Genomic DNA, 22,179 nt, shown 5'->3' on the forward strand with positions numbered 1-22,179 from the left:
ATGCTTCCAGAGCCACTTTGGCTTTAAAGGCAGGCGAGTGCTGCTTGCGTTTTGCTTTCATTTTGAACCACTATTTACAGCTTGTTTTTCAACTTAGCTAGTGGTCCTAATTTGGGGGAGTACTATATAACTACTTTCACCCCACCGCCCGGTTCAGGAACTGCACGAACGGCTGGAGACCTGCAAATACGTCGATCGTCCGTTTGGAAAGACTGGATTTAGTCAACGCATCATCGACCAGATTATGGCTCGATGTAAAGCTTTTTAACTTAAGGTATTCGATGGCTGGGTTATCGGCTGCGTAGCCTTTGGGTGGCCGTTGCAGGGCTTCTCCGCGATTCAAACCAGTGAAGTGTTTTGTAAAGGCTGGTTGCATAAGCAGGCTTTCAAATTCAGCCAGATTGTAGTCAATTTCCTGTCGGATCGTAGCCAGGATGGTTGCATCCGGCATATAAAGTCCACCTGCAATAAAACTTCTGCCCGGCTCCAGATTGAAGTAATAGCCTGCTGATTCCAGTTTCTTGCCGCCCTTGTTGAACCACGCGCCGAAGTTGGTTTTATAAGGCGATTTGTTGGCCGAAAAACGCACATCGCGGTTGATGCGGAAGATGCAGCTTTTAGCCTGAAGGGGTGTTTCAGAAATAGCCGGATCAATCGTGTTTAAGCCATCTATCAAGGTAGTGACAAATTGAATGAAGTCGCCTTTGGCTGCTTCGTAAGCAGGGCGATTGGCATCGAACCAGGGTTTGTTATTGTTCGCTTTCAGATCGGTCAGAAACGAAAGGGTAGTGGCTTTAAGCATGAGTTTGTCATTGAGTCAATCGGGCAAAACTACGTAATTTAGCCAGATACCAGGCGAAGATTTATGCAGAATCCATTCCTCGGCAAGAAGCTTGAAGAGGTTCCCTTTTCCCGCTAAAATTTCGTATCTTTGTCGTTCAATCTGAACAGAAATCAACGCATGGTATCGGTACAAAACGTCTCCCTACGCTATGGGAAGCGAGTGTTATTCGACGACGTCACTATAAAATTTACGTCCGGTAACTGTTATGGTGTAATCGGAGCAAATGGAGCCGGTAAATCAACCTTCCTGAAAATTCTGTCTGGCGAAATCGAACCTCAAACCGGAACCGTGACGATGACGCCCGGCGAACGGATGTCGGTGCTGAACCAGAATCAATCCGCTTACGACCAATTCCCGGTCCTGCAAACCGTTATCATGGGCAATAAGCGCCTGTATGACATTATGCAGGAGAAAGATATATTGTACGCCAAAGAGGATTTTACGGATGCCGATGGCGAAAGAGCCGCTGAACTCGAATCTGAATTTGCCGAAATGAATGGCTGGGATGCGGAGTCAGATGCGGCTAGTTTGCTGTCGGGTCTGGGTATAAAAGAAGACCTGCACTACGCCCTGATGTCGGATATTAATGGTTCCGAAAAAGTGCGCGTACTGCTGGCTCAGGCCTTATTTGGTAGCCCTGATGTGCTGCTGCTCGATGAGCCGACGAACAACCTCGATGTGGAATCGGTGAGCTGGCTCGAAAACTTCCTGGCTAACTTTAGCAATACCGTCATTGTTGTATCGCACGATCGCCACTTCCTGGATCAGGTCTGTACGCAGATCGTGGACGTGGATTTCAGCAAGGTTAAACTCTTTGCCGGAAACTACTCGTTCTGGTATGAATCGAGTCAACTGGCTCTGAAACAACGGCAGGATCAGAACAAAAAGACCGAAGATAAGCGGAAAGAACTCGAAGAGTTTATCCGTCGATTCTCCGCCAATGCATCGAAGTCGAAGCAGGCAACCAGCCGTGCCAAACTGCTCGAAAAATTGACGATTGAAGATATTCAGCCGTCGTCGCGGAAATATCCATACGTCAATTTCAAGCCTGAGCGCGAACCTGGCGACCAGATTCTAACGGTCGAAAACCTGACGTATACGGCCGAAGACGGTACGAAATTGTTCGAAAATCTGTCGTTTACGGTCAATAAACAGGATAAAATATTCCTGTATAGCCGCGACGGACTCGCCGTTTCGGCCCTGCTCGATATTCTGGCGGGCGAACGCAAAGCCGATTCGGGTACGTTCCGCTGGGGCATCACCATTACCATGTCGTATTTCCCGACGGATGCCGAAAAAGAGAAATTCTTCCAGACGGATCTGAACCTGGTCGACTGGCTGCGGCAATATTCAGTCGAAAAAGACGAAAGCTTTATTCGGGGTTTCTTAGGCCGGATGTTATTCTCGGGCGAAGAGTCGTTGAAAAAAGCGACGGTGTTGAGTGGAGGAGAGAAAGTGCGGTGTATGCTGTCGAAAATGATGCTGTCGGGTGCGAACGTTCTGATGCTCGATGAGCCAACCAACCACCTCGATCTCGAATCTATCGAATCGCTCAACAATGGGTTGATCGACTTCAAAGGTCCGATTTTATTTACCTCACATGACCACCAGTTTGTGCAGACGATTGCCAGCCGCATCATTGAGATTACGCCGGCGGGTATCCTCGACAAATTGATGACCTACGACGAATACCTCACCGATGATCGCGTGAAGGCTCAACGGGAGGAACTCTACGAAGCAGTAGCATAAGTACTTAATACAGGTAATTCTGAAAACGGGTAATTGGGGATAGAGCCCTGATTACCCGTTTTTGTTTTTGCACATCGTTCGTTAGAAACCGTGCTACGGCTATTGGCGAATGACTGATTTAGACAATTCGACCGGATTGCAGTTATACATTAGCAAACTATCATGCACCATTCCTATGCAGTCATTCGATCTTATTGTTATTGGCACTGGGTCTGCCGGAAAGACCGTCGCTGAAACGGTCCGTGAAGCCGGTAAATCTGTCGCTATTATTGATAAATTACCTTTTGGCGGTACCTGCTCACAGCGCGGATGTGATCCGAAGAAAGTACTGGTGGGTGCGGCCGAAATCGTGGCTCGATCTGCCCAGTTGACCGGAAGAGGAATCACAAATACGGCTACCATAAACTGGGCTGACCTGATTCAATTTAAAAAAACATTTACCGATTCGATCCCCGAAAAGACCGAGAAGAAATTTACAGACCAGGGCATTCAGCTTTTTCATGGTGCAGCTACATTCCTGTCGGCAACGACAATTCGGGTCGGTGATGAGGAGTTATCGGCTAACCATATTGTTATTGCTACCGGTCAACGACCGCAAACTCTGAACATTCCGGGCGAAGAGCTCCTCATTGACAGTACCAGGTTTATGGAACTCGCGGAGTTGCCTAACGAGATCGTGACGGTGGGCGGGGGGTACATTGCCTTCGAGTTTGCGCATATTGCCGCGCGTGCCGGGGCCAAGGTGACCATTCTTCATCAGGGCAAACAACCACTGGAAGGATTCGATGCTGATTTGGTTGACTTATTGGTCAAAGCCATGCGTGCTATCGGCATTTTTATCGTGCTGGAAGCAAAGGTAACCGAAGTAGAAAAAACGCCAGCTAGGTTAATGGTTCACTATGAGCACGGTGGTGAAAGCTACTCGGCAGAGGCTGATTTGGTCGTTCATGCTGCTGGCAGGGTAGCCGACGTGGCCGAAATGGCCTTGGATGCTGCTGGCGTTGCGATCGGTAAGAAGGGCGTGATGGTGAACGAATACCTTCAAAGCGCATCGAATCCGGCAGTATATGCCTGTGGTGACGTGGCCGACAAAGGATTGCCACTTACGCCATTGGCGTCGTATGAAGGTAGTATTGTAGCACACAATATCCTGAATGGCAATCAGCGTACCTACACAAACGATCCGGTGCCAACAACCGTATTTACCGGGCCACCACTAGCCTCTATCGGTCTGACCGAAGAACAGGCCAGACAGCAAGGGCTTCCGGTAAAGGTCATGTTTCAGGAAACCGCCGATTGGTACGTAAGCCGCCGAATCAATGAGCCGATTACGGGCTTTAAAACGTTGGTTGATGCCGAAACGGATCAGATCGTAGGAGCACATTTGCTGGGTTCTGGCAGTGAAGACGTAATTAACCTGTTTGCGATGGCCATGAAGCACAAGATTCCGGCTAAGGCACTAGGTGCTATGCTATTCGCTTACCCGACTCATGCGTCAGATATAAATTCCATGCTGCCCTGATTAAGAGCCAATTATGACTGGAGTAATCGATACAGCATTTCAATGCCAATGCCCGCTGTAAATAAGCGCTCTTTCCGATTCTGAAGCAATTGCTGAGTCCAGTCAACGAAACCGCCATCGCCGATGTCAATTGATTGTCCATTGTGTTCAATCACAATTTTACATTGCAGCCCCTTGTAGTAATTATTGTCGCCAACAACATTCTCTGGAATCTCGATACGAACGTCGGCCTGTTGTTCCCTTACATAGTCGACCAGTTTAGTCACGAAGGCAACCGGGTCGGCGTAACCTTTGCGTGGATAGCACCGAAACGTCAGCTTGTCGATGTGTAACGTATCGCGAAAAAGCGCCGTCATCATGGCTACATGCTCGGCTAATGCTTCTTTTTCGAATCGATGGCTACCTGAATCGCGGCCAGCCAAAACGAAACAGGCAATTTTAAAATGCGATCGCATTCCAGGTATATCGGGCAATGTAGGGGTCCGAAGGTGACGATGAATTGTACTGAATCGCAGCTTTTCCGGAGCCAAATGAGCTGACTTTCGCTTTGTCAGCCGGGCATCTGCAACGTGCAGTGCGAGTGCGTTGGTCGCGTCGGCAACGACCTCCGTTTGCCGGGTAGCCGACAGCACTTTTTTCTGACCAGTAGTAGAAATGACGGAGCAGCTTCCTAACGGAGCTACCGGGGATAACTCCACTGGTGAGAAGTCAAATTGATTAAAAACGGTAAATATCTGGCTTTCCAGGGCGTGTAGGCCAACGACATCGATATCGGCAGGTTTAACAAACCGATTGCTCTGGTAGGCCCGCAACAGCTCAGCGGGTGATAGCTGTTGAGCTTTGCGGTCAAATACATCCAACAGCAAGGAGGTCAGTTCTGAACTGGTGAGCTCGTTTGCCAGGACGTCGATCAGGTCAGGCCGACCAATTCGTTCTGCTATTTTTTGAGCAATCATACGTCCGCTGGATTTACAGAATCGGGGAGTGGCTTATTGGACAGCCGGGTTTATCCCACGAATCCAACTTTTAGATGCGTACCATCGCAATACGGTTTGTTACTACTGGCACCGCACCGACAAAAGGCTGTAACCTTGTTCTTTTGCGTTTCGTGACCGTCTGCGTCTTTCACTCGAAGATTACCGTATACCAGCAACGGGCCATTGGGCAACGGTTCCACCAGGCTTTCGGCCAGTATAGCTTCTGGCTCGATTGCCTCTTCATTGCGGAAATAACTCAATGCTTTTGATGGACAGCGGTCAACCTGCTCAATAATGCGCTGGGTACCAGCTCCCTCTATGTTGACCCAGGGTCGTGCACGAGGATTGAATACCTCGGCTAGTTGTGTCCAGCAGAGTTTTGAATGAATGCAGACCGCAGGTTTCCAGACAACGGTAATCTCGCCGTTGCTATTGGTTTTTGTAATTTCCGGGCTCTCGCTCATAGTCGTTATGAATTAGGCTCTTCAGTCAGTAACTCAACGCTGGTAGATGGGGGATGGTTTGGGCTTAAATCGTCGACGAGCGTTGTCTCAAAGTCAATAGGATCTCCCAGTGCCCGATGAATAGGGCATCGATCCGCTAATTCAAGTAACCGGACGCGCTGTTCCTGACTCAGGTCACCGTTTAAATTCAGCTTCATCGAAAATAAAGACCGCTTTCCTACCGGGTCATACGTGTAACTGACGTGAGCAACAATCGAATCGACGGGCCAGCCTTTACGGTCAGCGTACATGCGCAGGGTTATGACCGTGCAGGATGCCAGCGATCCTGCCAGTAATTCTCCCGGCCTCATACCCCGATCCTGACCACCCGCTTCGTGGGGTTCGTCGACAACAATAACTTGCGAACTGGTCGAGAGATGAGTCTCATAAGGTGACCGTTCGATTCGGGCAGTGATGGTGGCCATGTTACGGGTTGTGGTTTACGGTTACTGGTTTACAGGATTCGGTTTACAGTTATTGGGCTTGGCGCTTTCTGTGTGTAAACCGAATCCTTTCCCTTATTCTTTTCCCCATTCGGCTGGGTTTTCGCGCCAGGTGGTAAGTGAAGCCAGTGCTTCGGCCGGAATGTAGTCGAGTGCCTGTGCTTCGGATAACAAACTAGTATAATCGCTCAGACAGACTAACGGGACATTTTTATTGGCAAAATTCTGGGCGGCCAACGGGAAACCATAGGTGAAAATGGCAGCCATCCCCAACACATCAGCCCCGGCTGCACGGAGTGCATCGACCACTTTAAGCGAACTGCCGCCTGTTGAAATCAGATCTTCGATCACCACCACACGCTGTCCGGCTTCTAATCGCCCTTCAATCTGTTTGCCCATACCATGTGCTTTAGGCTCGGGCCGGACGTAACAATAGGGAAGGTTTAAGGCGTCGGCAACGAGAACGCCTTGTGGAATGCCCGCCGTAGCAACGCCTGCAATCACGTCTACCGTTGGAAACTCCTGCCGGATGCGATCGGCCAGGGCATTTTTAATGAATGTACGGACTTCCGGATAAGCCAATGTAACGCGGTTGTCGCAATAGATGGGTGATTTCCAGCCCGAACTCCAGGTAAAAGGTGAGTTAGGTTGTAAACGGACAGCCTGCACAGCGAGTAAGTGGCGGGCAACGGTTTGTTGGATTGATAATGAGTTCACGAGTAACAAAAAAAGTAGCAGGTTCAAAAGTAGGAAAATGAACGCATACCTCTTCCTTTGTTTTCCTGAGCCAGTCGAAAATTTTCCTGAAATAGACCTTATCCAGAGCGGGCGGTAACTGAACTTTATAACCGTATACTCTTATCCCGAAAGGTTCGCCATCATTCGCAAACTGCCGGAGGAAAACGAATGAAACCCTGAACGGACAACAATTCTGGGGCCATCAGCAAGAAGCCCGTTTTATAGAAGTTTACGCACCCTATTTGGTGTCTTTTTTCTGATCGTAGACTTCCCAGGAGCAGGTTTCCAGAAACATTCGGCCGTCAAGTAACTTCGTCGTTGATCCGTCGGAAATTAAAAGTGTAGCTGGCCCTTCAACCGTTCCCCAGACTTGATTGGGGTCAGAAGAGGGGAAACAAATTAATGTTTTAGACGAAGATCCCGAAAGCTTGAGCTGAAACGCCAGTTTTTCATGGCGAAAATTAATTTCTCCACCAGTCAGGAGTTTAGCGTGATCGGGGCTACTAAACGTTCGGTTCTGCAACGTATACTGCTGACTGACCAGATGAAAGCCAGACCGTAAAATCTCGTCGCCCCGTTGAAGGTAAATGTAACTACCTGGGGTGCCGAAAATATTCCATCCACTGCCCGAGAAATGATACCAGGTCCAACTGGCTGGCTGCCGTTCCGGCGTATCGTTCAGGCGACCTTGTTCATGATAGGCCTGACCCTCGATTTTAGCCTGATAGTCATCCCACGAAATGGATCCTGACACGTTGCTGCTCGGAATTTGAGAAACATAACTAAAGCTTGGCGCTCCAATATGTACCCCGCTAAGAACGGTTTGCAGAACACCCGGCATGACACCCGTTGGATAAGCGGCAAACGGAGGTTGTGTTGGCCTGATGTCAAAAACGCCCGATACTTCGGGGAAATTGACTCGAATCTGGTAGTGGTTATCAGTACTGGAGCCCGTGTGTTGAATGAGTAAGCAGCCCGGAATTTCCAGATGATCGGCGGCCGTTTTAAGCGCCGACTGAGGCATGATGCTTGTGAATCGTTTAACAATGCCTTGTCGGGTTTTGAGCGATATGGTAAAAACGGCTTTCTTTTCTTTCGTGTCTGCTGGTTGCCACCAATGTTGAGGAATAAAGGTCAACACCATCGAACTGCCGTCTTGAAGAAAAAAGTCAAAATACCACCATTGTAGCTGAACTTTGGGTCGAAGAAAGTTATCAACCTGTAGCTGATGGAATCGATCGGTGTTCTGCCAGTGCTGATAGGTAAGGAATTTGCTGATAAGCCCTCTTGGAAATAGTTGCGGCATTAAGCGCTTCGTTAAGGGCTCATTGGGTAAACTGAAATTGCCGTCTTTTCGGGCTTGGAAGCGCTCGACTTTCTTAACGAATCTACGGGAAAGTTCGCCGTAATAACGGGGCAAAGACGCTTCGTTTCCAGCCAGTTCATCCCACTTCAACAGCGGATCAGCCGAGGATAAATTAATTTTAAGTAAGAGCAAGTCCTTCTGTCCCTGAAACAACGCCTGGGCGGTAGGCATTACCTGTTCAGGCGTTAGGAGTGAAATAAAGCCATCTCTGGAAAGGGATGGGGGAGCGAAACAGGCTTTGTTGGCATACGTAAGCCAATCGGACTGCTTTACAATATAAAAAAGTGTTTCTGAGGCCAGGGCTTTACTAACCGACAAAGCTGTTGCCAGACCTAACAGGAAGAGCCAGGTAACTCTATTTTTCTTACGCATTCGCTCCACCACAGACAATAACTCGTTGCTGGTTTTACGTCTAATGTAGGTTTGTTTATTCGTAAAATCTATAGCAGGCAGGCAAATTGGCGATTTTGAGAGGGGTTTCGAAGGCTTTTCGAGACGCGTTTATCCACCTTATCTTCGGTGCTTATAACGCTTCACTATGCTGAAAACCAGCTAAGCCAATATCCGGGAACAGTACCTGAAAGTCGGCTGCTGGTTTACTTGGTGAGTTCCTATACCAGGCCCAAACTTCATGGCTTATTATTAAATAGATAAATAGTTTAATTATAACAATAGTAAAAATTAAAAATATGTTTTTTGAAAATAATCAATATTATATTCTATAAATTAGGATTAAAATGGAATTTGATGGAATTGATCTTGTCTGCTTCAAATCTGAAGCTGAACACTCTTTTGCTTAACTTATAGGAGAAACACACAGTGAATCGTCGCGACTTTAATCAACTCATGGCCGTAGGGGCTGCCGGGATTTTACTGCCCACCTTGCCCGCCTATTCCCGCACTGTTACCGCTGAAGAATTAATGGAGCCAGGTCTGGATGTTTCCATTAAAAAACGTTTGGCCGATGCTGCTTTGAATGCCGCTACGGTCAAAGGAGCCACGTATGCTGATGTCCGGATTGGGCGGTACCTGAACCAATACGTCATGACGCGGGAAGACAAAGTGCAGAATATCATCAATACGGAGTCTTTTGGGGTGGGCGTACGTGTTATTGCGAACGGTTGCTGGGGTTTTGCGGCCATCGGCGATACCCAAAGCGAAGAAGCAGTAGCCAGAACGGCCGAGAAAGCTGTCGCTTTTGCTAAAGCCCATGCCAAGCTACTTAAAAAACCAGTGCAGCTCGCACCTCAGAAAGGCTTTGGCGAAGTATCCTGGAAGACACCTGTTCAGAAAAACTCATTTGAGATCCCGGTTAAAGAAAAAACAGATCTATTGTTATCGGTCAATGGCGCGGCACTAACCAACGGTGCTGATTTTGTTAATTCCGTGTTGTTTATGATCAATGAACAGAAATATTTCGCGTCGACCGACGGCTCGTATATTGATCAGGATGTTCACCGGATCTGGCCAAATTTCACGGTTACCGCCGTCGATAAAGCGAGTGGGCTGATGGCCACCCGAGATTCGCTGAGTGCGCCAATGGGCCGAAGCTACGACTACCTTCAATCCGCTCCTGCCGACCGACTGACCGGGGTCACCACGCGTTACAACAAAGGCTACGACATGCTCGAAGACGCGACGGCTGCCGCCAAACAGGCCCGACTGAAATTGAAGGCCAAGACCGTAGAAGCTGGTAAATACGATCTGGTGCTGGATCCATCGCATACCTATCTAACTATTCATGAGTCGGTTGGGCACGCTACAGAACTGGATCGTGTATTGGGGTATGAAGCCAACCTGGCTGGTACGTCGTTTGCTACGATCGACAAGTGGCAATCGAAGAATTTTAACTATGGTAGCAAAGAGGTAAACTTCTTCGCCGACAAAACCCAACCCGGCTCGCTGGGCGAAGTAGGTTGGGACGACGAAGGCGTGAAGACCAAGCAGTGGGATATTATTAAAGATGGCATTCTTGTCAATTATCAGGCCATTCGCGATCAGGTGCACATGTTAGGCGAAACAGAGTCGCAGGGCTGTTGCTATGCCGATAGCTGGAGTACCGTTCAGTTCCAGCGAATGGCGAATATTTCGTTAGCGCCCGGAAAGGAGCGGCTCACAGTCGATGAGATGATCAAGGATGTTAAAAAAGGAATTTATATCATTGGAGATGGGTCGTATTCGATTGATCAGCAACGGTATAATTTTCAATTTGGCGGCCAGTTGTTCTATGAGATCAAGGATGGGCAAATTGCCGGGATGCTTCGTGATGTGGCGTATCAATCCAATACACAGGAATTCTGGAACTCATGCGTAAAAGTTTGTGATGAACGGGACTTCCGTCTGGGTGGAACATTCTTCGATGGCAAAGGGCAGCCCGCTCAAATCAATTCGGTTTCGCACGGCAGTTCGACAGCCCGTTTCAATGGAGTAAACGTGCTCAATACCTCACGGAAAATCTAAACCTCAACGCCATGGCTATTATATCCCAAGAAGAAGCAAAGAAAATCCTCGATAAGGTTTTATCCTTTTCCAAAGCCGATGAAATGAGTGTTAGTCTGAACGGAGGCCGGACCAGTAACATCCGGTATGCGCTCAATAGCGTTTCCTCCGGGGGCGAAGCTGATAATATGTCACTCTTGATCAGTGCTGGTATCGGCAAACGATTAGGTTCGGCTACGGTTAATGAGTTTAGTGATCAGGCAATTGAACGAACCGTTCGGCGAGCCGAAGAAATCGCCCGGCTGGCTCCTGAAAATCCGGAATACATGCCCATGATCGGGCCACAGAAGTATCTGGAGACGCCCATGTATTCTGAAAATACAGCCAAAATGGATTCGGAGTATCGGGCTCAGGTTGCGTTCGATAGTGTGGAAGCGTGTGTCGAAAAGAACTTAAGTGCTGCTGGCTTTTTACAGGATTCAACTGGCTTTTCGGCCATTGCCAACAGCAAAGGTCTGTTTGGTTATAATAAGGCAACCTCGGTTGATTTCTCGGTTACCGTTCGAACGGCCGATGCCAGAGGGTCGGGCTACGTAACCCGCGACTTTAATGATATAGCGAAACTGAATGCCGCACAGACCACCCAGATTGCGATGCAAAAAGCCCTGGCTTCTACCAGTGCCCGAGCCATAGAGCCCGGTAAATATACCGTCATTCTGGAGCCAACGGCCATGAGCACGTTATTGCAGAGCATGATGTCGGGCATGGACACCCGTCTGGCCGATGAAGGAAGAAGTTTTCTGAGCAAAAAAGGAGGTGGAACCCGACTCGGAGAAAAGCTTATTGACGAACGAATTACGATCTATTCCGATCCGACGAATCCCGAAGCGCCAAATGAACCGTTTTCTGGCGATGGACGAAGAGGGTTTGCAGCGATCAATTTTCTGGGTGGAGGGGGTGTTGGTGATGGACGGCCTCAGGAAAAAATAACCTGGTTTGAGAAAGGGGTTGTTAAAAACATGAGCTATTCCCGCTTTTGGGCCGATAAAAAAGGCGTGAAAGCCACTCCGCCCGCGTCGGGATTTATCATGCAGGGCGGCAATCAGTCGCTGGCCGATATGATCAAAAGTACCGAGCGGGGTATTCTGGTAACCCGCCTTTGGTATGTTCGGATGGTTGATCCGAAAACGTTATTACAAACAGGATTAACTCGTGACGGAACATTCTATATTGAAAATGGTCAGATCAAGTTTCCGGTCAAAAACTTCCGTTTCAACGAAAGCGCAGTTATTGTACTGAACAACATTGAGGCTCTGGGTACGCCGGTGCGGATGAATGGCAACATGATACCACCCGTAAAAGCCAGGGATTTTACGTTTACCAGCCTGTCGGATGCTATCTAGGTTTGGTCGGAACGATGCTGAATGAGATTCAACGTTGACCTTGTCACTTCTTTTTCGCTGAGCGAGAACCGGCAGCCTTGTCGGAGGTTAAGTTATTGGTGAAAAAAGGGAGCATCTTTTGCTCAATTCGATCGGCAATGTGGTTGATGTGGTCGCCTTCATACTCCTCATACGTATGGGCAATGCCATAGCTGGTTAATACGCCGTCTAACAGTTTGTTATTGGCGGCTATACTGGCGTCCTTATTGCCTGCGTCGAAAGCGATCGCCTTTAACTGCCTGATGTTGGAGATGTACTGATCGATCGTTACCAACGGTGCATTGGCAGCCCATTTAGCCATAACCAGAGGCTGGGGCTGCCCATCTTTCAGGGGTAGATCCAGATGGAATTCTTCCTGGCTGGTACTTGGCGACCAGGCCGCAGCTGATGCAAAAGCGGCTTTCGTACCAAAATCAGCCTTTTCCAGATCCTGCTGCGTTTTAATACCTTCCATTTTGGCCGCCTGTTGAGGATTTGGTGTAGCCGTCAGATTCGGAAGCATACAACACGGACTAAGCAGATACAGACTCGAAAAGATCTCGGGATGTTTCTCACCGATTCGGATCGTACCATAACCGCCCATCGAATGCCCGGCTAATCCACGGCTGGTTGCCTCTGGAATGGTTCGGTAATGGTTGTCGACGTAGGCTACAAGTTCTTTAGCCACGTAATCTTCCCAATTGCCGATCGTAACCGAGTTAGAATACATACTCCCGAAATAGCGATTGTAGGCATTGGGCGTTACAACAATAAACTCAGCTGATTTTCCTTCAGTTACCGCTTTATCGATAGTAGCGGGCAGGTTGATCCAATGCTTGGTAAAGCCATACCATTTGTCGTCGCTGTCAGTGAACCCGTGAAGAAAATAAATAACGGGGTAATGCCGATTCCTATCGGTTTGGTAGCTGGGCGGTAAGTAAATCGAGACGTCCCGATCGGGTGAATCGCCGGCCAGATTCCCTTCCAGCCCTTTGCCATGCACTTTAATGCGCTCGACCTTACCCACCTTCGTGGAGTTAGCCTGACCAACTACCGAAAGTGGCCCGACCAGAGAGCAAAGAGCTAGTAACGCAAGTGCCCGGGATAAACGGGCGAGGGGAGGAGTACATCGATTCATGGCATTAGAAGCAGAAAAACTGGCTGCTTTACTGTTTCCAGTAGGCCGTTTTTCGGATCAGACAATGACTCCAGTTGATCACTAATCGAAAGTCCGAAGCTAAAAAGCCGGGGGATTTGCACGTTAAATTGTTCTACGCTTACTAAATATAACTACCGAGTAATTGATTTCGGCCAGCCAGACTAGGGATTTATGGCCTGTTTTCAGTCTATACAATATCCTGTTTTTGTTCAATCAGGACTTTCAAGTAGAATGCAGGTCCCCGTTTGGCTACTGGCTGAATGGGGCTTTTTATGAAGAGGGCTAAGGTTATAATGCGTTTCATCAGCGTGGCCAGGCGTTCAGTAGCCGACGGATAATAATAATTTCACCCACATGATAGGCCGTATGGTCCGCGATCAGTAAAGCCTCGCGAAGAAGATTCTGCCCGTCGCCATGAGCAAACGGCTGAAACAAATCCCACTCAGGGTCGGCCAGCAAAGCAATAAAAGCATCCCGATCCTGCTGAATCTGGTCCAGAGCTTGTTGCCAGGCCGAGTTATCCGGGGGCTGCACCTGTTTGGTCCAGTAGCCTTCGGGCCACGGGGGCGACTGGTAGTCGGCATTACGGGAAAATTCAAGGATGTCCCACTGTACCAGCCGGATATGGTCAATTAGTTGCCAGATGCTATAAGGTAAATTCTCCGGTTTTACCCCTCGTAATTCAGCGGGTAAATTCTTGATGGCAGCGTCAAGCGATTGATGTGCTTCACTTTTCTGTAGCAACGTGATTAATTGATTGCGTAAGATCGTGTTTGTATCGGTATCAGGTTTATGTGGTTGAGCCATGAGCATGATTCGTTCTAGTTCATAGAACTACCAATTAGCCGATGAAGTGTTTAGAATAATCGGGGAGCTTAACCGATTTTTCAGTACAATACTCGGATGCCAATGCACAGGAAAGCACCGCTGCTCATACGGTGCTTTCCTGTAGTTCGACTACTAAAAACTTACTCACTTCGCAGGCTCCTGACCGGATTCATCAGCGCTGCCTTGATGCTTTGAAACGATACGGTTGCTAACGTAATGCCAATGGCCGCCAGACCTGATACTGCAAAAATCCACCACGATATGTCAGAGCGGTATGTATATTGCTTTAGCCAGCCACTCATGAAGTAATAGGCTACGGGTGAAGCAAGCAGGAACGAAATCAGGACCAGAACGATAAAGTCTTTCGACAGGAGCTGCCACAGATTAAAGACAGATGCACCCAGCACTTTACGAACCCCAATTTCTTTCGTACGCTGTTCGGCAACAAACGATGCTAACCCAAACAAACCAAGACAACTAATGAAAATAGCCAGGATGGCGAACAAGGTTGCGAGTTTACCAATGCGCTCTTCAGCACGGAATTTCTGATCTTGTTCGGCGCTAACGAATTTGTAATCGAAAGGACTGGCGGGATTGTATTTTCGGAAAATCGGCTCAATCTTATTCAGGGCCTCGCGGGCACTCATCTTCGGGTTCAGCCGGATCGTAATGAAATTAGTCCATTCGTAATTCAACCTGAAAGCCGTTTGTTTTACCGGCTCGAAGGGTGAATCGGTCACCAGATCCTTAATGACACCAATAACGGTATAGGTTTCGTTCGCCCATTTTATCCGCTCGCCAATCGGGTGTTTAAGGCCCATATACTTGATCGCGCTTTCGTTCAGGATCAAACCGGTGGAATCGGTTGAGAAATTGCGCGAAAAGTCGCGTCCTTCCTTGATCTGCCAGCCCACGGTTTTGCCAAAATCATGGGTGCAGGTCACCACGTTAAAATCGACCGGCCGATTCGGGTCCTTGCCTTTCCAGTCCAGTCGGTTATCGCTCGAATAAACGCCGGTCGTAGGATTATTTGACTCGGCCACACTCACAACCGCTCCGGTTTGCAGCAATTCAGTATGGATAATACCGTATCGCTCCATCAGTTCCGGCGTATTCATCCGGACACTTACCAAACCATTCCGGTCATAGCCGAGCGGTCGGTTTTTGGCGTACTGGATCTGCCGGAATACAATGATGGTTCCGATAATAAGCGCTAGTGATACGGTAAATTGCGTCACAACCAGCACCTTACGTGGCATCGACGCAAAACGACCGACCCGAAATGTGCCTTTAAGTACTTTCACAGGCTGAAAACCGGATAGGTAAAATGCCGGATAACTGCCCGCAACCAGCCCTGTGATCAAACTAAAGCCGATGCCAAGCGCCCAAAACAGCGAATTATTCCACAGGATGCTGGTATTCTTATCGGCGATTTCGTTAAACCAGGGCAGAGCAAGCTGTACCAGTAGCAGCGACAGCGCAAAAGCGAAGAAAACAACCAGAAATGACTCGCTGAAAAACTGACCGATTAACTGACTGCGAACGGACCCGACAGCCTTTCGTATACCAACTTCTTTGGCACGTTTTTCGGAACGGGCCGTCGAAAGATTCATGAAATTAATGCAGGCCAGTAAAAGTACAAACAGGCCAATAATACCAAACAGCCAGACAAATTGAATACGACCCCGGACCGGAACGCCGTTTTCCCATTCCGAATAAAGGTGCCATCGGCTCATCGGATGCAGAAAAGCTTTGGGATTAAATTTGGCTTCATCCTTGGCGTGCGTGGCCTTAACGGATTCTATTTTGGCCGAAACTTTATCAAGATCAGCGTTGGGAGCGAGCTGGACCAGGAGCTGAAATGCGTTTACGCCCCAGTTATCCTCAACCCGTTTTACCCATTCCTGATCGGCCACAAATTGCGTCCATGGCAGCACATAAGCCACATCACGGAATTCCGAATTGTTCGGAAAATCAGGATAAACACCAGCCACTTTAACCGCTACCTTATTATTGACTTTTACGAGCTGATTAATCGGATCGGTATTTCCAAACAGGGCGCTGGCCAAAGACTCCGAAAGCAGAATAGAGCCTGGGTCGTTAAGCCCGGATCTTGCTCCCTGTCGTAATTTCAGGGGTAATATTTCCAGGAATTCCGGTTCTGCGTAATACCCTTTTTGCGTGAGTTTTGCCGTACCGTTAGCCAGAATCTGTTCCCCGGTCTGGTGAGTCAGAACGATGTGGCTGAAATCACTGCCGTAGTCGTTTTTCAGGGCAGTGCTCAAAGGAATTGGCACCCATTCGCTGGTAGACGTGTTGCCCTCAACCGTTTGTTGCAGCATAACTTTGGCAATACGGTTGTAGTTGAGGTGATCGGTATCGAACGACAACTCGTCATAGATCCACAACCCAATCAGCATCGCTACAGTCATTCCCACAGTTAGCCCGCCAATGTTGATAAAGGAATAGATCTTGTTTTTGCCTAGATTACGAAAGGCGATTTTGAGGTAATTTCGAATCATGTCAGGATGAAAGGATGAGTGTTGAGGGTACTTGCTGAAGTGTTGGACAGTTGGTTTGTGTTTAAGGGCAAACGGGCGAAGCAAACTCAGTACGTCCCGGATATAGCGAAGCCGCGCTTTTCGGAGGCCAATTGTGCCGACTCGTTGCTGGAACAATTCATCCAGATCACCTGCCATTTCGTCAACCAGATGAGGAGCACAAAATGCATGCAGGAGCCGGGTAGCCCAGCGCGGTCCGACGGGTCGGGGTGGTTGCGGTTCTGTTGGCTTAGTCATGCCCAGGTGGTTGTTGGAATCGCTTCCCACATCTGATTGCGGAGTTGGCGAGCCTCCTCCAGGGCTCGTCGACCAGCAGCGGTCACTGAGTAGAGCCGTTTTCGGCGTCCGCCCCGTTCCTGACTGGCTCCGCCCATATGGGAGCTGACCAGCCCTTTTTCGTAGAGTCGGTTCAAGGCCGAATGCACCGCTCCCAAATTGACAGCCCGGTTCATTTGCTGCTCGATCTCATTGACAACTGTGGCTCCATAGGCATCGCCTGAACGGATAGCCACAGCCAGCAGGACGACTTCTTCGAACTCGCCTAAGTAAGTTCCTTTCATAACACCAGATTTATTATACATATACAGAACAAATGTCCTGCCAAAGTAGAAATAATCCCTTCCAGCTCTATTTAGCCCTGTTTGGGGCGTTTTGAATTTCCTGTTTTGTCCAGAAATGGACAATTTCTGTACGCTTGTGGACGTGTTGCAAGAGATCGGGAAAGGAGGTAAACGAACGTTAAAGCAGTAATAAAATGGGTAATGGGTTTAGAGTTACAAACCCTGAATGCAGATTGTGTGCTACCTGTCGTTAAACAACAAAGCCCGACTTCTGCCGGGCTTGTGTGTTCTGAACAGTAGAGCGTATTGCTACTGTCAGATATGAATTTGTTACTGACAATCGGCCAGCGTGAAGGTCATTATCCGCTGTTTCCCGTTATCATCGAAGGTCTGTGAAGTGGCCACATTAGCACTGTTTTTTACCAGATTTGTCGTTTTTACCGTGTAGGCTAAAGCGAATTTGCCTGCCTTGTCGAGTTCATAGCCGTCTATTTGCTGACTGGTATTGGCCCGCCAGGGATTGACATTGAATATATCGTAGGGTAGGCCATGCGCTGCCTGTAACGATTCTGCACTTTTAGTGGCAGGGTCAATCGTAATTGCTTCATATTGAATCAAATCGCCACCTTCATAATAGTTCGATTTAAAGTTGCCCTGCGCATCATACATAAATTCTTTTTCGAATGGGTCGCCCCATTCAGGAACCGGCTCTGCCTTAAGCCGAACAATCCGCCCCTGATTATCATAACTAACTGTGGTAGTCAGAATGGTCTTAGAACCTAACTGATCCAATACCTGAGTCAGTTTTCCATTGTTCCACTTAAAACTGACTGCATCGCCTACACCCCAGTCAGTTATCTGCGTTGGTTTTTGGCCGTCGATGGTGATACTGGCCCCCGTAATCTGATTATCGCTGTTGTAGGTAAACGAATAGACATAAACTTCCTTTTTCCCGGTGCCGCTTGCGCCCTGAAAATGAATGGTCATCTGGGAGATATACCCGGCGGCATTATACTCGTAAATATGTTTGTTGCCGTTACCGCGGTCTAATTGAGTGAGTTTGCAGCCGGTAACCGTCTGAGCGGGTGCATCGACATCTGTTTTTTTACAATTAAATAAGCCCAGTGTCAGTATGCTAAATAGGGCAGTAAGCAGAAGCTGTTTCATGATCTGGATCTGTAGTTTTTGGTACAAACCTAGATGGAGCCAGAGCAGAGGACCAGTATACCCGTGTTGAATTGAGTAAAGTCCTGCTTGAATCAGCGAATATCAATTATGGAAAGACTGTGTATGCTTACAGCACTTTTTATTCTTTCAGTTTCACTTCCTTACTCGGTAGGTAGCCAATTCGCTGAGCAACCACCCGGAGCGAATCGCCGGATTGAAGCATCAGTTTCTCTCCGCCGTATACGTGCCAGCTATCCGCCTGATTGGGGCCGTGTTTAAGAATGTAGCCAATGGAGGCTCCTGGCGTGGCGCAACGAATACTGATTGAGTTTCCTGACTTAACTACTTTCGGTTCAGCTGTCTGAGGTGGTTCTGATCCGCCGTTCCACATTTGTTTCAGCATATCGGCTTCGGGTATTGCGGCTTTATCACCGACCTTTTTCAACCAGGCATCCATTTGGCCCCGCAATTCGACTAGCTTAGCTTTGTAATCGGGATTGTCAGCCAGATTGATGAACTCGTTTGGATCGGTCTGCGTATCATACAGTTCTTCGGCTGGCTTGGTCTTGCGGAACCACATCATCTGGGTCGCGTTCAGCTTCCCGGCATCCCGCAGCTGAAGAATTTCCCGCATCATAGGAATACTCAATCGAAACTCTATATCCTGATAATAAGGCTTTTCGGGCATAAAATTCCGGTAGTATTTATACCGACCATCCCCGAGGGTTCGCACCCGATCCACCGGCATGTCCATCCGGTCCCGACCAGCGAAGATGTATTTCCGGGGTGTAGCCGCCTTCTTTTCGCCCAGAAATGCCTGACCCTGCAAGTAGTCGGGGAGAGGAATATTGGCCAGGGAAAGCACAGTTGGGGCTAAATCGACAAAGCTGATGAGTTGGTCGTCGGTCGAGCCTTTGGGTTTGCTGCCTTTCACCCGAAATTTCTCTGGGATTCGAACAATCAGCGGCACCCTCAGGCCCCGGTCAAAAACTTCCCGTTTCACGAACGGCAACCCGTCGCCGTGATCGGAATAGAAAAAGATGATCGTGTTGTCGTAGAGGCCGTCATCCTTGAGCTGCTTGATAATCGTTCCCGTAATTGAATCCATACGCATTACATTGGACAGATGCCGGGCTATGTCATGACGGACAGTTTTGGTGTCCGGATAATACGCGGGCACGATTACATCCTCAGGACGAACCAGCAAGGATTCGTTCTCACGCATCCAGATTTGCGATTCGTGGGTGATCATCAGGTTAAACACCGAGAAGAATGGTTTACCCGTTCCATCACTATGACCGGGGCGGTTTTGCCAGTGCGCTTTTTTACTGCTTTCATCCCAGACCGTCACCGGCGGTAAAAACTGATAGTCCTGCTTCTCGTTGTTGGTCGTGTAATACCCCGCCTTACGTAGGTACTCCGGAAAGCAGTGAACATCCTGAGGAATCACCGCGGAGTAGGTCTTTACGGGCGAAAACTTATGGGGATAGGGGGCCGGCTGGAGCGTTCGCATGTGCTGTGTACCGATGGAGTTCTGGTACATACCCGTGATGATTGCCGAGCGACTGGGTGCGCAGACACCGGCTGTTGTATACGCATGCGTAAAGCGAATGCCCTCTGCCGCTAACTGATCGAGATTCGGCGTTTTCACTTCTTTGTCGCCGTAGCAAGCCAGATGGGGGGACATATCCTCGCAGGTAATCCAGAGAATATTTGGCTGAGCAGGTGTAACCTGAGCCGATTGGGGCTGATTCAGTTGATGCTGCATGAAGGACATGGCAATCCCACCGAATACCAGAAGAAGAATAGCTAACTTTTTCATACAAGAACTAGTTCGCGCAAGCGCAGATCCAAACGAAAAATGCCTTAATTCAAGTCGATCAGGGCGTTCAATTAAACCAAAGGGGTTTCCGGGTTAGAAATAGCCATGATGAGTAATAATTATTCATGCTTTTCTGGAAGAGGCATAACTTCAAGAAAAAAAACGAAATGTTGAAGTATTTGAAGGTTTATTTCAACTTTACAGGCAAATCCTGTCAAAAATGTCCCTGCACCTGTTAACCGACAACGAATTGTTGGCCCTACTCCGAGAAGATGACGAGCAGGCGTTCAGGGAGTTATATGATCGATACTGGTATAAAATGTATGTGATCGCTCACCGTAAACTTCGCCGTAAAGAAGTTGCCGAAGAACTGGCACAGGAGCTTTTTGTGATGATCTGGCAGAAACGGGAATCGCTGCGGGTCATTAATTTACAGGCGTTTTTGGGCGTATCGCTCAAGAACCTGATGATCGACTACATCCGCCGGAATATTCAGGAAGAGCACTATCTGGATCAGCTCCAGCGCTTTTTCCCGGCCAAAACCTTTGCTACGATGGAAGCCGTTCAACTGAACGAACTATCCGAAGCGATCCAAAGCGCTCTGGCGAAACTCCCCGAGAAAACCCGAGAAATATTCATTCTCAATCGGTTCGAACACCTCACCATTCGCGAAATAGCTCAGCGCTTGAACCTGTCAGAAAAAACAATTGAGTACCACCTCTCCCGATCCACTACTTTTTTGCGTCAGAATCTGCGCGATTTCATGACGGCCTGGGTTCTGTATCTGCTCTCCTAGGCATCGAATTCTTTCCGAAATGAAAAATAATCTAAAAAAAGCCTGATTAACCTTAGGGGATTTCTGGAGCTATTCGTCTATACCTTTTGTCGGACCGCCGATACGAACGAATGACTCAACCCGATGGACAGCACCAACTACCAGGAGCTACTGGCAAAATACCTCAAGGGCGATTGCACCGACGAAGAACGGGCACTACTCGATCAATGGTTTGCATCCCTGGATTCTGAGGTTGCGCTACCCTCAACGGATGATGAGCAGAAAGAGCTATTGGCCCAAAACTGGCAGATGCTTGCCGCCCGGACTGTAAAAACAGCGCCCGTCAAACGATTCCAGGCAAGGCCCTATTGGGTAGCTGCTGCGGTTGTGCTTCTGATTGGTGGCCTGAGTTGGTATTTCGTCAGTCGGTTAACGCTTGAACTTCCTGGGAGGCAGGAGCAGATAGCGGAAACGCAGTCGTCGTTTACAGAACGAATTAACTCATCGGCAGTGCCTGAGCAATTGGTGTTGAGCGATCAGAGCGTAGTTACGTTGCAACCGGGTAGCAGGCTCCGGTACCCGATTGAATTCGCTGGCAACAAACGGGAAGTAACGCTGATTGGCGAGGCTTTTTTTGAGGTGCGAAAGAATCCGCATAAGCCGTTTCTGGTCTACTCACATGACCTGATCACCAAAGTTCTGGGAACGAGTTTTCGCATTAAAGCGTACCCAACCGATCGGAACGTAACGGTAGCCGTGCGAACAGGGCGGGTGTCGGTCTATTCGCCCCAATTAGCAACCCAGACTAAACTAAAGTCTGATCCTGAAACCATTGGTGTGGTGCTGACTCCCAATCAGCAGGTAACGTATCTGGGGCAGGAACATCGGTTGGTGAAAACGCTGGTCGAGAAACCCCTCGTGGTGATTCGTAATGAGGAATTGGCTTCGTTCACGTTTCAGAATGCGCCGGTTTCCAAAATCATGTCGGCTATTGAGAAAACCTACGGCGTCGATGTGGTCTATGACGAAGAGCTTATGGCTAACTGCTTTATAACGACTTCGTTAGATCAGGAAAATTTGTACGATAAACTGACGATTATCTGTAAGCTGCTGGGAGCTACGTATAAGGTCATCGATGCGCAGATCGTCATTAGTGGGTCAGGTTGTTAATGACTGAAAAGAAAATGAATGTTAACGCTGAATGCTATGAAGTGAAAGTAACCGGACGCTAAAAAAAAGAAGGTCGGCGATGGGTCCAAGCATCACCGACCGGAAAAGCCCCATTTCGGTTCGTATTCCGTTGCA

At 48.5% G+C, this 22,179-nt stretch carries 18 protein-coding genes; 6 read left to right on the forward strand and 12 right to left on the reverse strand.

Annotated features, from left to right (window positions below; translation table 11 throughout):
* Nucleotides 1-136: 136 nt before the first annotated feature.
* Entirely contained in the window at nucleotides 137-802 is a 666-nt protein-coding gene (locus GJR95_RS35635; RefSeq protein WP_162390390.1) for a DUF2461 domain-containing protein, read from the reverse strand.
* 159 nt (nucleotides 803-961) lie between these two features.
* On the opposite strand from GJR95_RS35635, the gene GJR95_RS35640 reads away from it, so the two are divergent.
* Nucleotides 962-2,593, forward strand: a complete 1,632-nt coding sequence (locus tag GJR95_RS35640; protein WP_162390391.1) for an ABC-F family ATP-binding cassette domain-containing protein — start codon at nucleotides 962-964, stop codon at nucleotides 2,591-2,593.
* A 175-nt stretch (nucleotides 2,594-2,768) separates the two neighbouring features.
* Nucleotides 2,769-4,115, forward strand: coding sequence for a dihydrolipoyl dehydrogenase family protein (locus GJR95_RS35645; protein ID WP_162390392.1), 1,347 nt, complete (start codon nucleotides 2,769-2,771; stop codon nucleotides 4,113-4,115).
* 11 nt (nucleotides 4,116-4,126) lie between these two features.
* Here the strand turns inward: GJR95_RS35645 and GJR95_RS35650 are convergent, their stop codons facing one another.
* From GJR95_RS35650 to GJR95_RS35670, 5 genes are all read right to left on the reverse strand, one after another.
* The gene (locus GJR95_RS35650) at nucleotides 4,127-5,071 is read right to left on the reverse strand and encodes a hypothetical protein (RefSeq protein ID WP_162390393.1); all 945 of its coding nucleotides are present in this window, start codon (nucleotides 5,069-5,071) and stop codon (nucleotides 4,127-4,129) included.
* 50 nt (nucleotides 5,072-5,121) lie between these two features.
* Nucleotides 5,122-5,556, reverse strand: coding sequence for a (4Fe-4S)-binding protein (locus tag GJR95_RS35655; RefSeq protein WP_162390394.1), 435 nt, complete (start codon nucleotides 5,554-5,556; stop codon nucleotides 5,122-5,124).
* 5 nt (nucleotides 5,557-5,561) lie between these two features.
* The gene (locus GJR95_RS35660; protein WP_162390395.1) at nucleotides 5,562-6,020 is read right to left on the reverse strand and encodes an OsmC family protein; all 459 of its coding nucleotides are present in this window, start codon (nucleotides 6,018-6,020) and stop codon (nucleotides 5,562-5,564) included.
* 93 nt (nucleotides 6,021-6,113) lie between these two features.
* On the reverse strand, nucleotides 6,114-6,755 hold the full coding sequence (gene pyrE, locus GJR95_RS35665; protein ID WP_162390396.1) for an orotate phosphoribosyltransferase: 642 nt from the start codon (nucleotides 6,753-6,755) through the stop codon (nucleotides 6,114-6,116).
* Nucleotides 6,756-7,014: 259 nt separating this feature from the next.
* On the reverse strand, nucleotides 7,015-8,514 hold the full coding sequence (locus tag GJR95_RS35670) for a DUF952 domain-containing protein (protein ID WP_162390397.1): 1,500 nt from the start codon (nucleotides 8,512-8,514) through the stop codon (nucleotides 7,015-7,017).
* A 447-nt stretch (nucleotides 8,515-8,961) separates the two neighbouring features.
* On the opposite strand from GJR95_RS35670, the gene GJR95_RS35675 reads away from it, so the two are divergent.
* Together GJR95_RS35675 and GJR95_RS35680 are read left to right on the forward strand one after the other, a co-directional pair.
* A complete protein-coding gene (locus tag GJR95_RS35675) occupies nucleotides 8,962-10,602 on the forward strand; it encodes a TldD/PmbA family protein (RefSeq protein WP_162390398.1) in 1,641 nt (546 codons plus the stop codon).
* 11 nt (nucleotides 10,603-10,613) lie between these two features.
* Nucleotides 10,614-11,984: a TldD/PmbA family protein gene (locus GJR95_RS35680; RefSeq protein ID WP_162390399.1), complete on the forward strand. Its 1,371-nt coding sequence runs from the start codon at nucleotides 10,614-10,616 to the stop codon at nucleotides 11,982-11,984.
* Nucleotides 11,985-12,027: 43 nt separating this feature from the next.
* Here the strand turns inward: GJR95_RS35680 and GJR95_RS35685 are convergent, their stop codons facing one another.
* The 6 genes from GJR95_RS35685 to GJR95_RS35710 form a co-directional block, all read right to left on the reverse strand.
* A complete protein-coding gene (locus GJR95_RS35685) occupies nucleotides 12,028-13,140 on the reverse strand; it encodes an alpha/beta hydrolase (RefSeq protein ID WP_162390400.1) in 1,113 nt (370 codons plus the stop codon).
* Between the two features lie 324 nt (nucleotides 13,141-13,464).
* Nucleotides 13,465-13,968: a DinB family protein gene (locus GJR95_RS35690; RefSeq protein WP_162390401.1), complete on the reverse strand. Its 504-nt coding sequence runs from the start codon at nucleotides 13,966-13,968 to the stop codon at nucleotides 13,465-13,467.
* Between the two features lie 161 nt (nucleotides 13,969-14,129).
* Complete coding sequence (locus tag GJR95_RS35695; RefSeq protein ID WP_162390402.1) at nucleotides 14,130-16,787, reverse strand: ABC transporter permease; 2,658 nt, start codon at nucleotides 16,785-16,787, stop codon at nucleotides 14,130-14,132.
* Entirely contained in the window at nucleotides 16,784-17,110 is a 327-nt protein-coding gene (locus GJR95_RS35700) for a PadR family transcriptional regulator (RefSeq protein ID WP_162390403.1), read from the reverse strand. The genes GJR95_RS35695 and GJR95_RS35700 overlap by 4 nt, the downstream gene beginning before the upstream one ends.
* Before the next feature lie 330 nt (nucleotides 17,111-17,440).
* The gene (locus GJR95_RS35705) at nucleotides 17,441-18,277 is read right to left on the reverse strand and encodes a hypothetical protein (RefSeq protein WP_162390404.1); all 837 of its coding nucleotides are present in this window, start codon (nucleotides 18,275-18,277) and stop codon (nucleotides 17,441-17,443) included.
* Between the two features lie 139 nt (nucleotides 18,278-18,416).
* Entirely contained in the window at nucleotides 18,417-20,099 is a 1,683-nt protein-coding gene (locus GJR95_RS35710) for a sulfatase family protein (protein ID WP_162390405.1), read from the reverse strand.
* Between the two features lie 220 nt (nucleotides 20,100-20,319).
* On the opposite strand from GJR95_RS35710, the gene GJR95_RS35715 reads away from it, so the two are divergent.
* Together GJR95_RS35715 and GJR95_RS35720 are read left to right on the forward strand one after the other, a co-directional pair.
* Nucleotides 20,320-20,895 carry an RNA polymerase sigma factor gene (locus GJR95_RS35715; RefSeq protein ID WP_162390406.1) on the forward strand — a complete coding sequence of 192 codons (576 nt, stop codon included), beginning with the start codon at nucleotides 20,320-20,322 and terminating at the stop codon, nucleotides 20,893-20,895.
* A gap of 123 nt (nucleotides 20,896-21,018) precedes the next feature.
* Nucleotides 21,019-22,044, forward strand: coding sequence for a FecR family protein (locus tag GJR95_RS35720; protein WP_162390407.1), 1,026 nt, complete (start codon nucleotides 21,019-21,021; stop codon nucleotides 22,042-22,044).
* Nucleotides 22,045-22,179: the final 135 nt, after the last annotated feature.

Source organism: Spirosoma endbachense (assembly GCF_010233585.1).
Classification (GTDB): Bacteria; Bacteroidota; Bacteroidia; order Cytophagales; family Spirosomataceae; genus Spirosoma; species Spirosoma endbachense.

What these genes read in the sequence shown, in the direction of transcription:
- GJR95_RS35635 (WP_162390390.1), bottom strand. Translation starts at nt 802, where the DNA reads ATGCTTAAAGCCACTACCCTTTCGTTTCTGACCGATCTGAAAGCGAAC.
- GJR95_RS35640 (WP_162390391.1), top strand. Translation starts at nt 962, where the DNA reads ATGGTATCGGTACAAAACGTCTCCCTACGCTATGGGAAGCGAGTGTTA.
- GJR95_RS35645 (WP_162390392.1), top strand. Translation starts at nt 2,769, where the DNA reads ATGCAGTCATTCGATCTTATTGTTATTGGCACTGGGTCTGCCGGAAAG.
- GJR95_RS35650 (WP_162390393.1), bottom strand. Translation starts at nt 5,071, where the DNA reads ATGATTGCTCAAAAAATAGCAGAACGAATTGGTCGGCCTGACCTGATC.
- GJR95_RS35655 (WP_162390394.1), bottom strand. Translation starts at nt 5,556, where the DNA reads ATGAGCGAGAGCCCGGAAATTACAAAAACCAATAGCAACGGCGAGATT.
- GJR95_RS35660 (WP_162390395.1), bottom strand. Translation starts at nt 6,020, where the DNA reads ATGGCCACCATCACTGCCCGAATCGAACGGTCACCTTATGAGACTCAT.
- GJR95_RS35670 (WP_162390397.1), bottom strand. Translation starts at nt 8,514, where the DNA reads ATGCGTAAGAAAAATAGAGTTACCTGGCTCTTCCTGTTAGGTCTGGCA.
- GJR95_RS35680 (WP_162390399.1), top strand. Translation starts at nt 10,614, where the DNA reads ATGGCTATTATATCCCAAGAAGAAGCAAAGAAAATCCTCGATAAGGTT.
- GJR95_RS35685 (WP_162390400.1), bottom strand. Translation starts at nt 13,140, where the DNA reads ATGAATCGATGTACTCCTCCCCTCGCCCGTTTATCCCGGGCACTTGCG.
- GJR95_RS35690 (WP_162390401.1), bottom strand. Translation starts at nt 13,968, where the DNA reads ATGGCTCAACCACATAAACCTGATACCGATACAAACACGATCTTACGC.
- GJR95_RS35695 (WP_162390402.1), bottom strand. Translation starts at nt 16,787, where the DNA reads ATGACTAAGCCAACAGAACCGCAACCACCCCGACCCGTCGGACCGCGC.
- GJR95_RS35700 (WP_162390403.1), bottom strand. Translation starts at nt 17,110, where the DNA reads ATGAAAGGAACTTACTTAGGCGAGTTCGAAGAAGTCGTCCTGCTGGCT.
- GJR95_RS35705 (WP_162390404.1), bottom strand. Translation starts at nt 18,277, where the DNA reads ATGAAACAGCTTCTGCTTACTGCCCTATTTAGCATACTGACACTGGGC.
- GJR95_RS35710 (WP_162390405.1), bottom strand. Translation starts at nt 20,099, where the DNA reads ATGAAAAAGTTAGCTATTCTTCTTCTGGTATTCGGTGGGATTGCCATG.
- GJR95_RS35715 (WP_162390406.1), top strand. Translation starts at nt 20,320, where the DNA reads ATGTCCCTGCACCTGTTAACCGACAACGAATTGTTGGCCCTACTCCGA.
- GJR95_RS35720 (WP_162390407.1), top strand. Translation starts at nt 21,019, where the DNA reads ATGGACAGCACCAACTACCAGGAGCTACTGGCAAAATACCTCAAGGGC.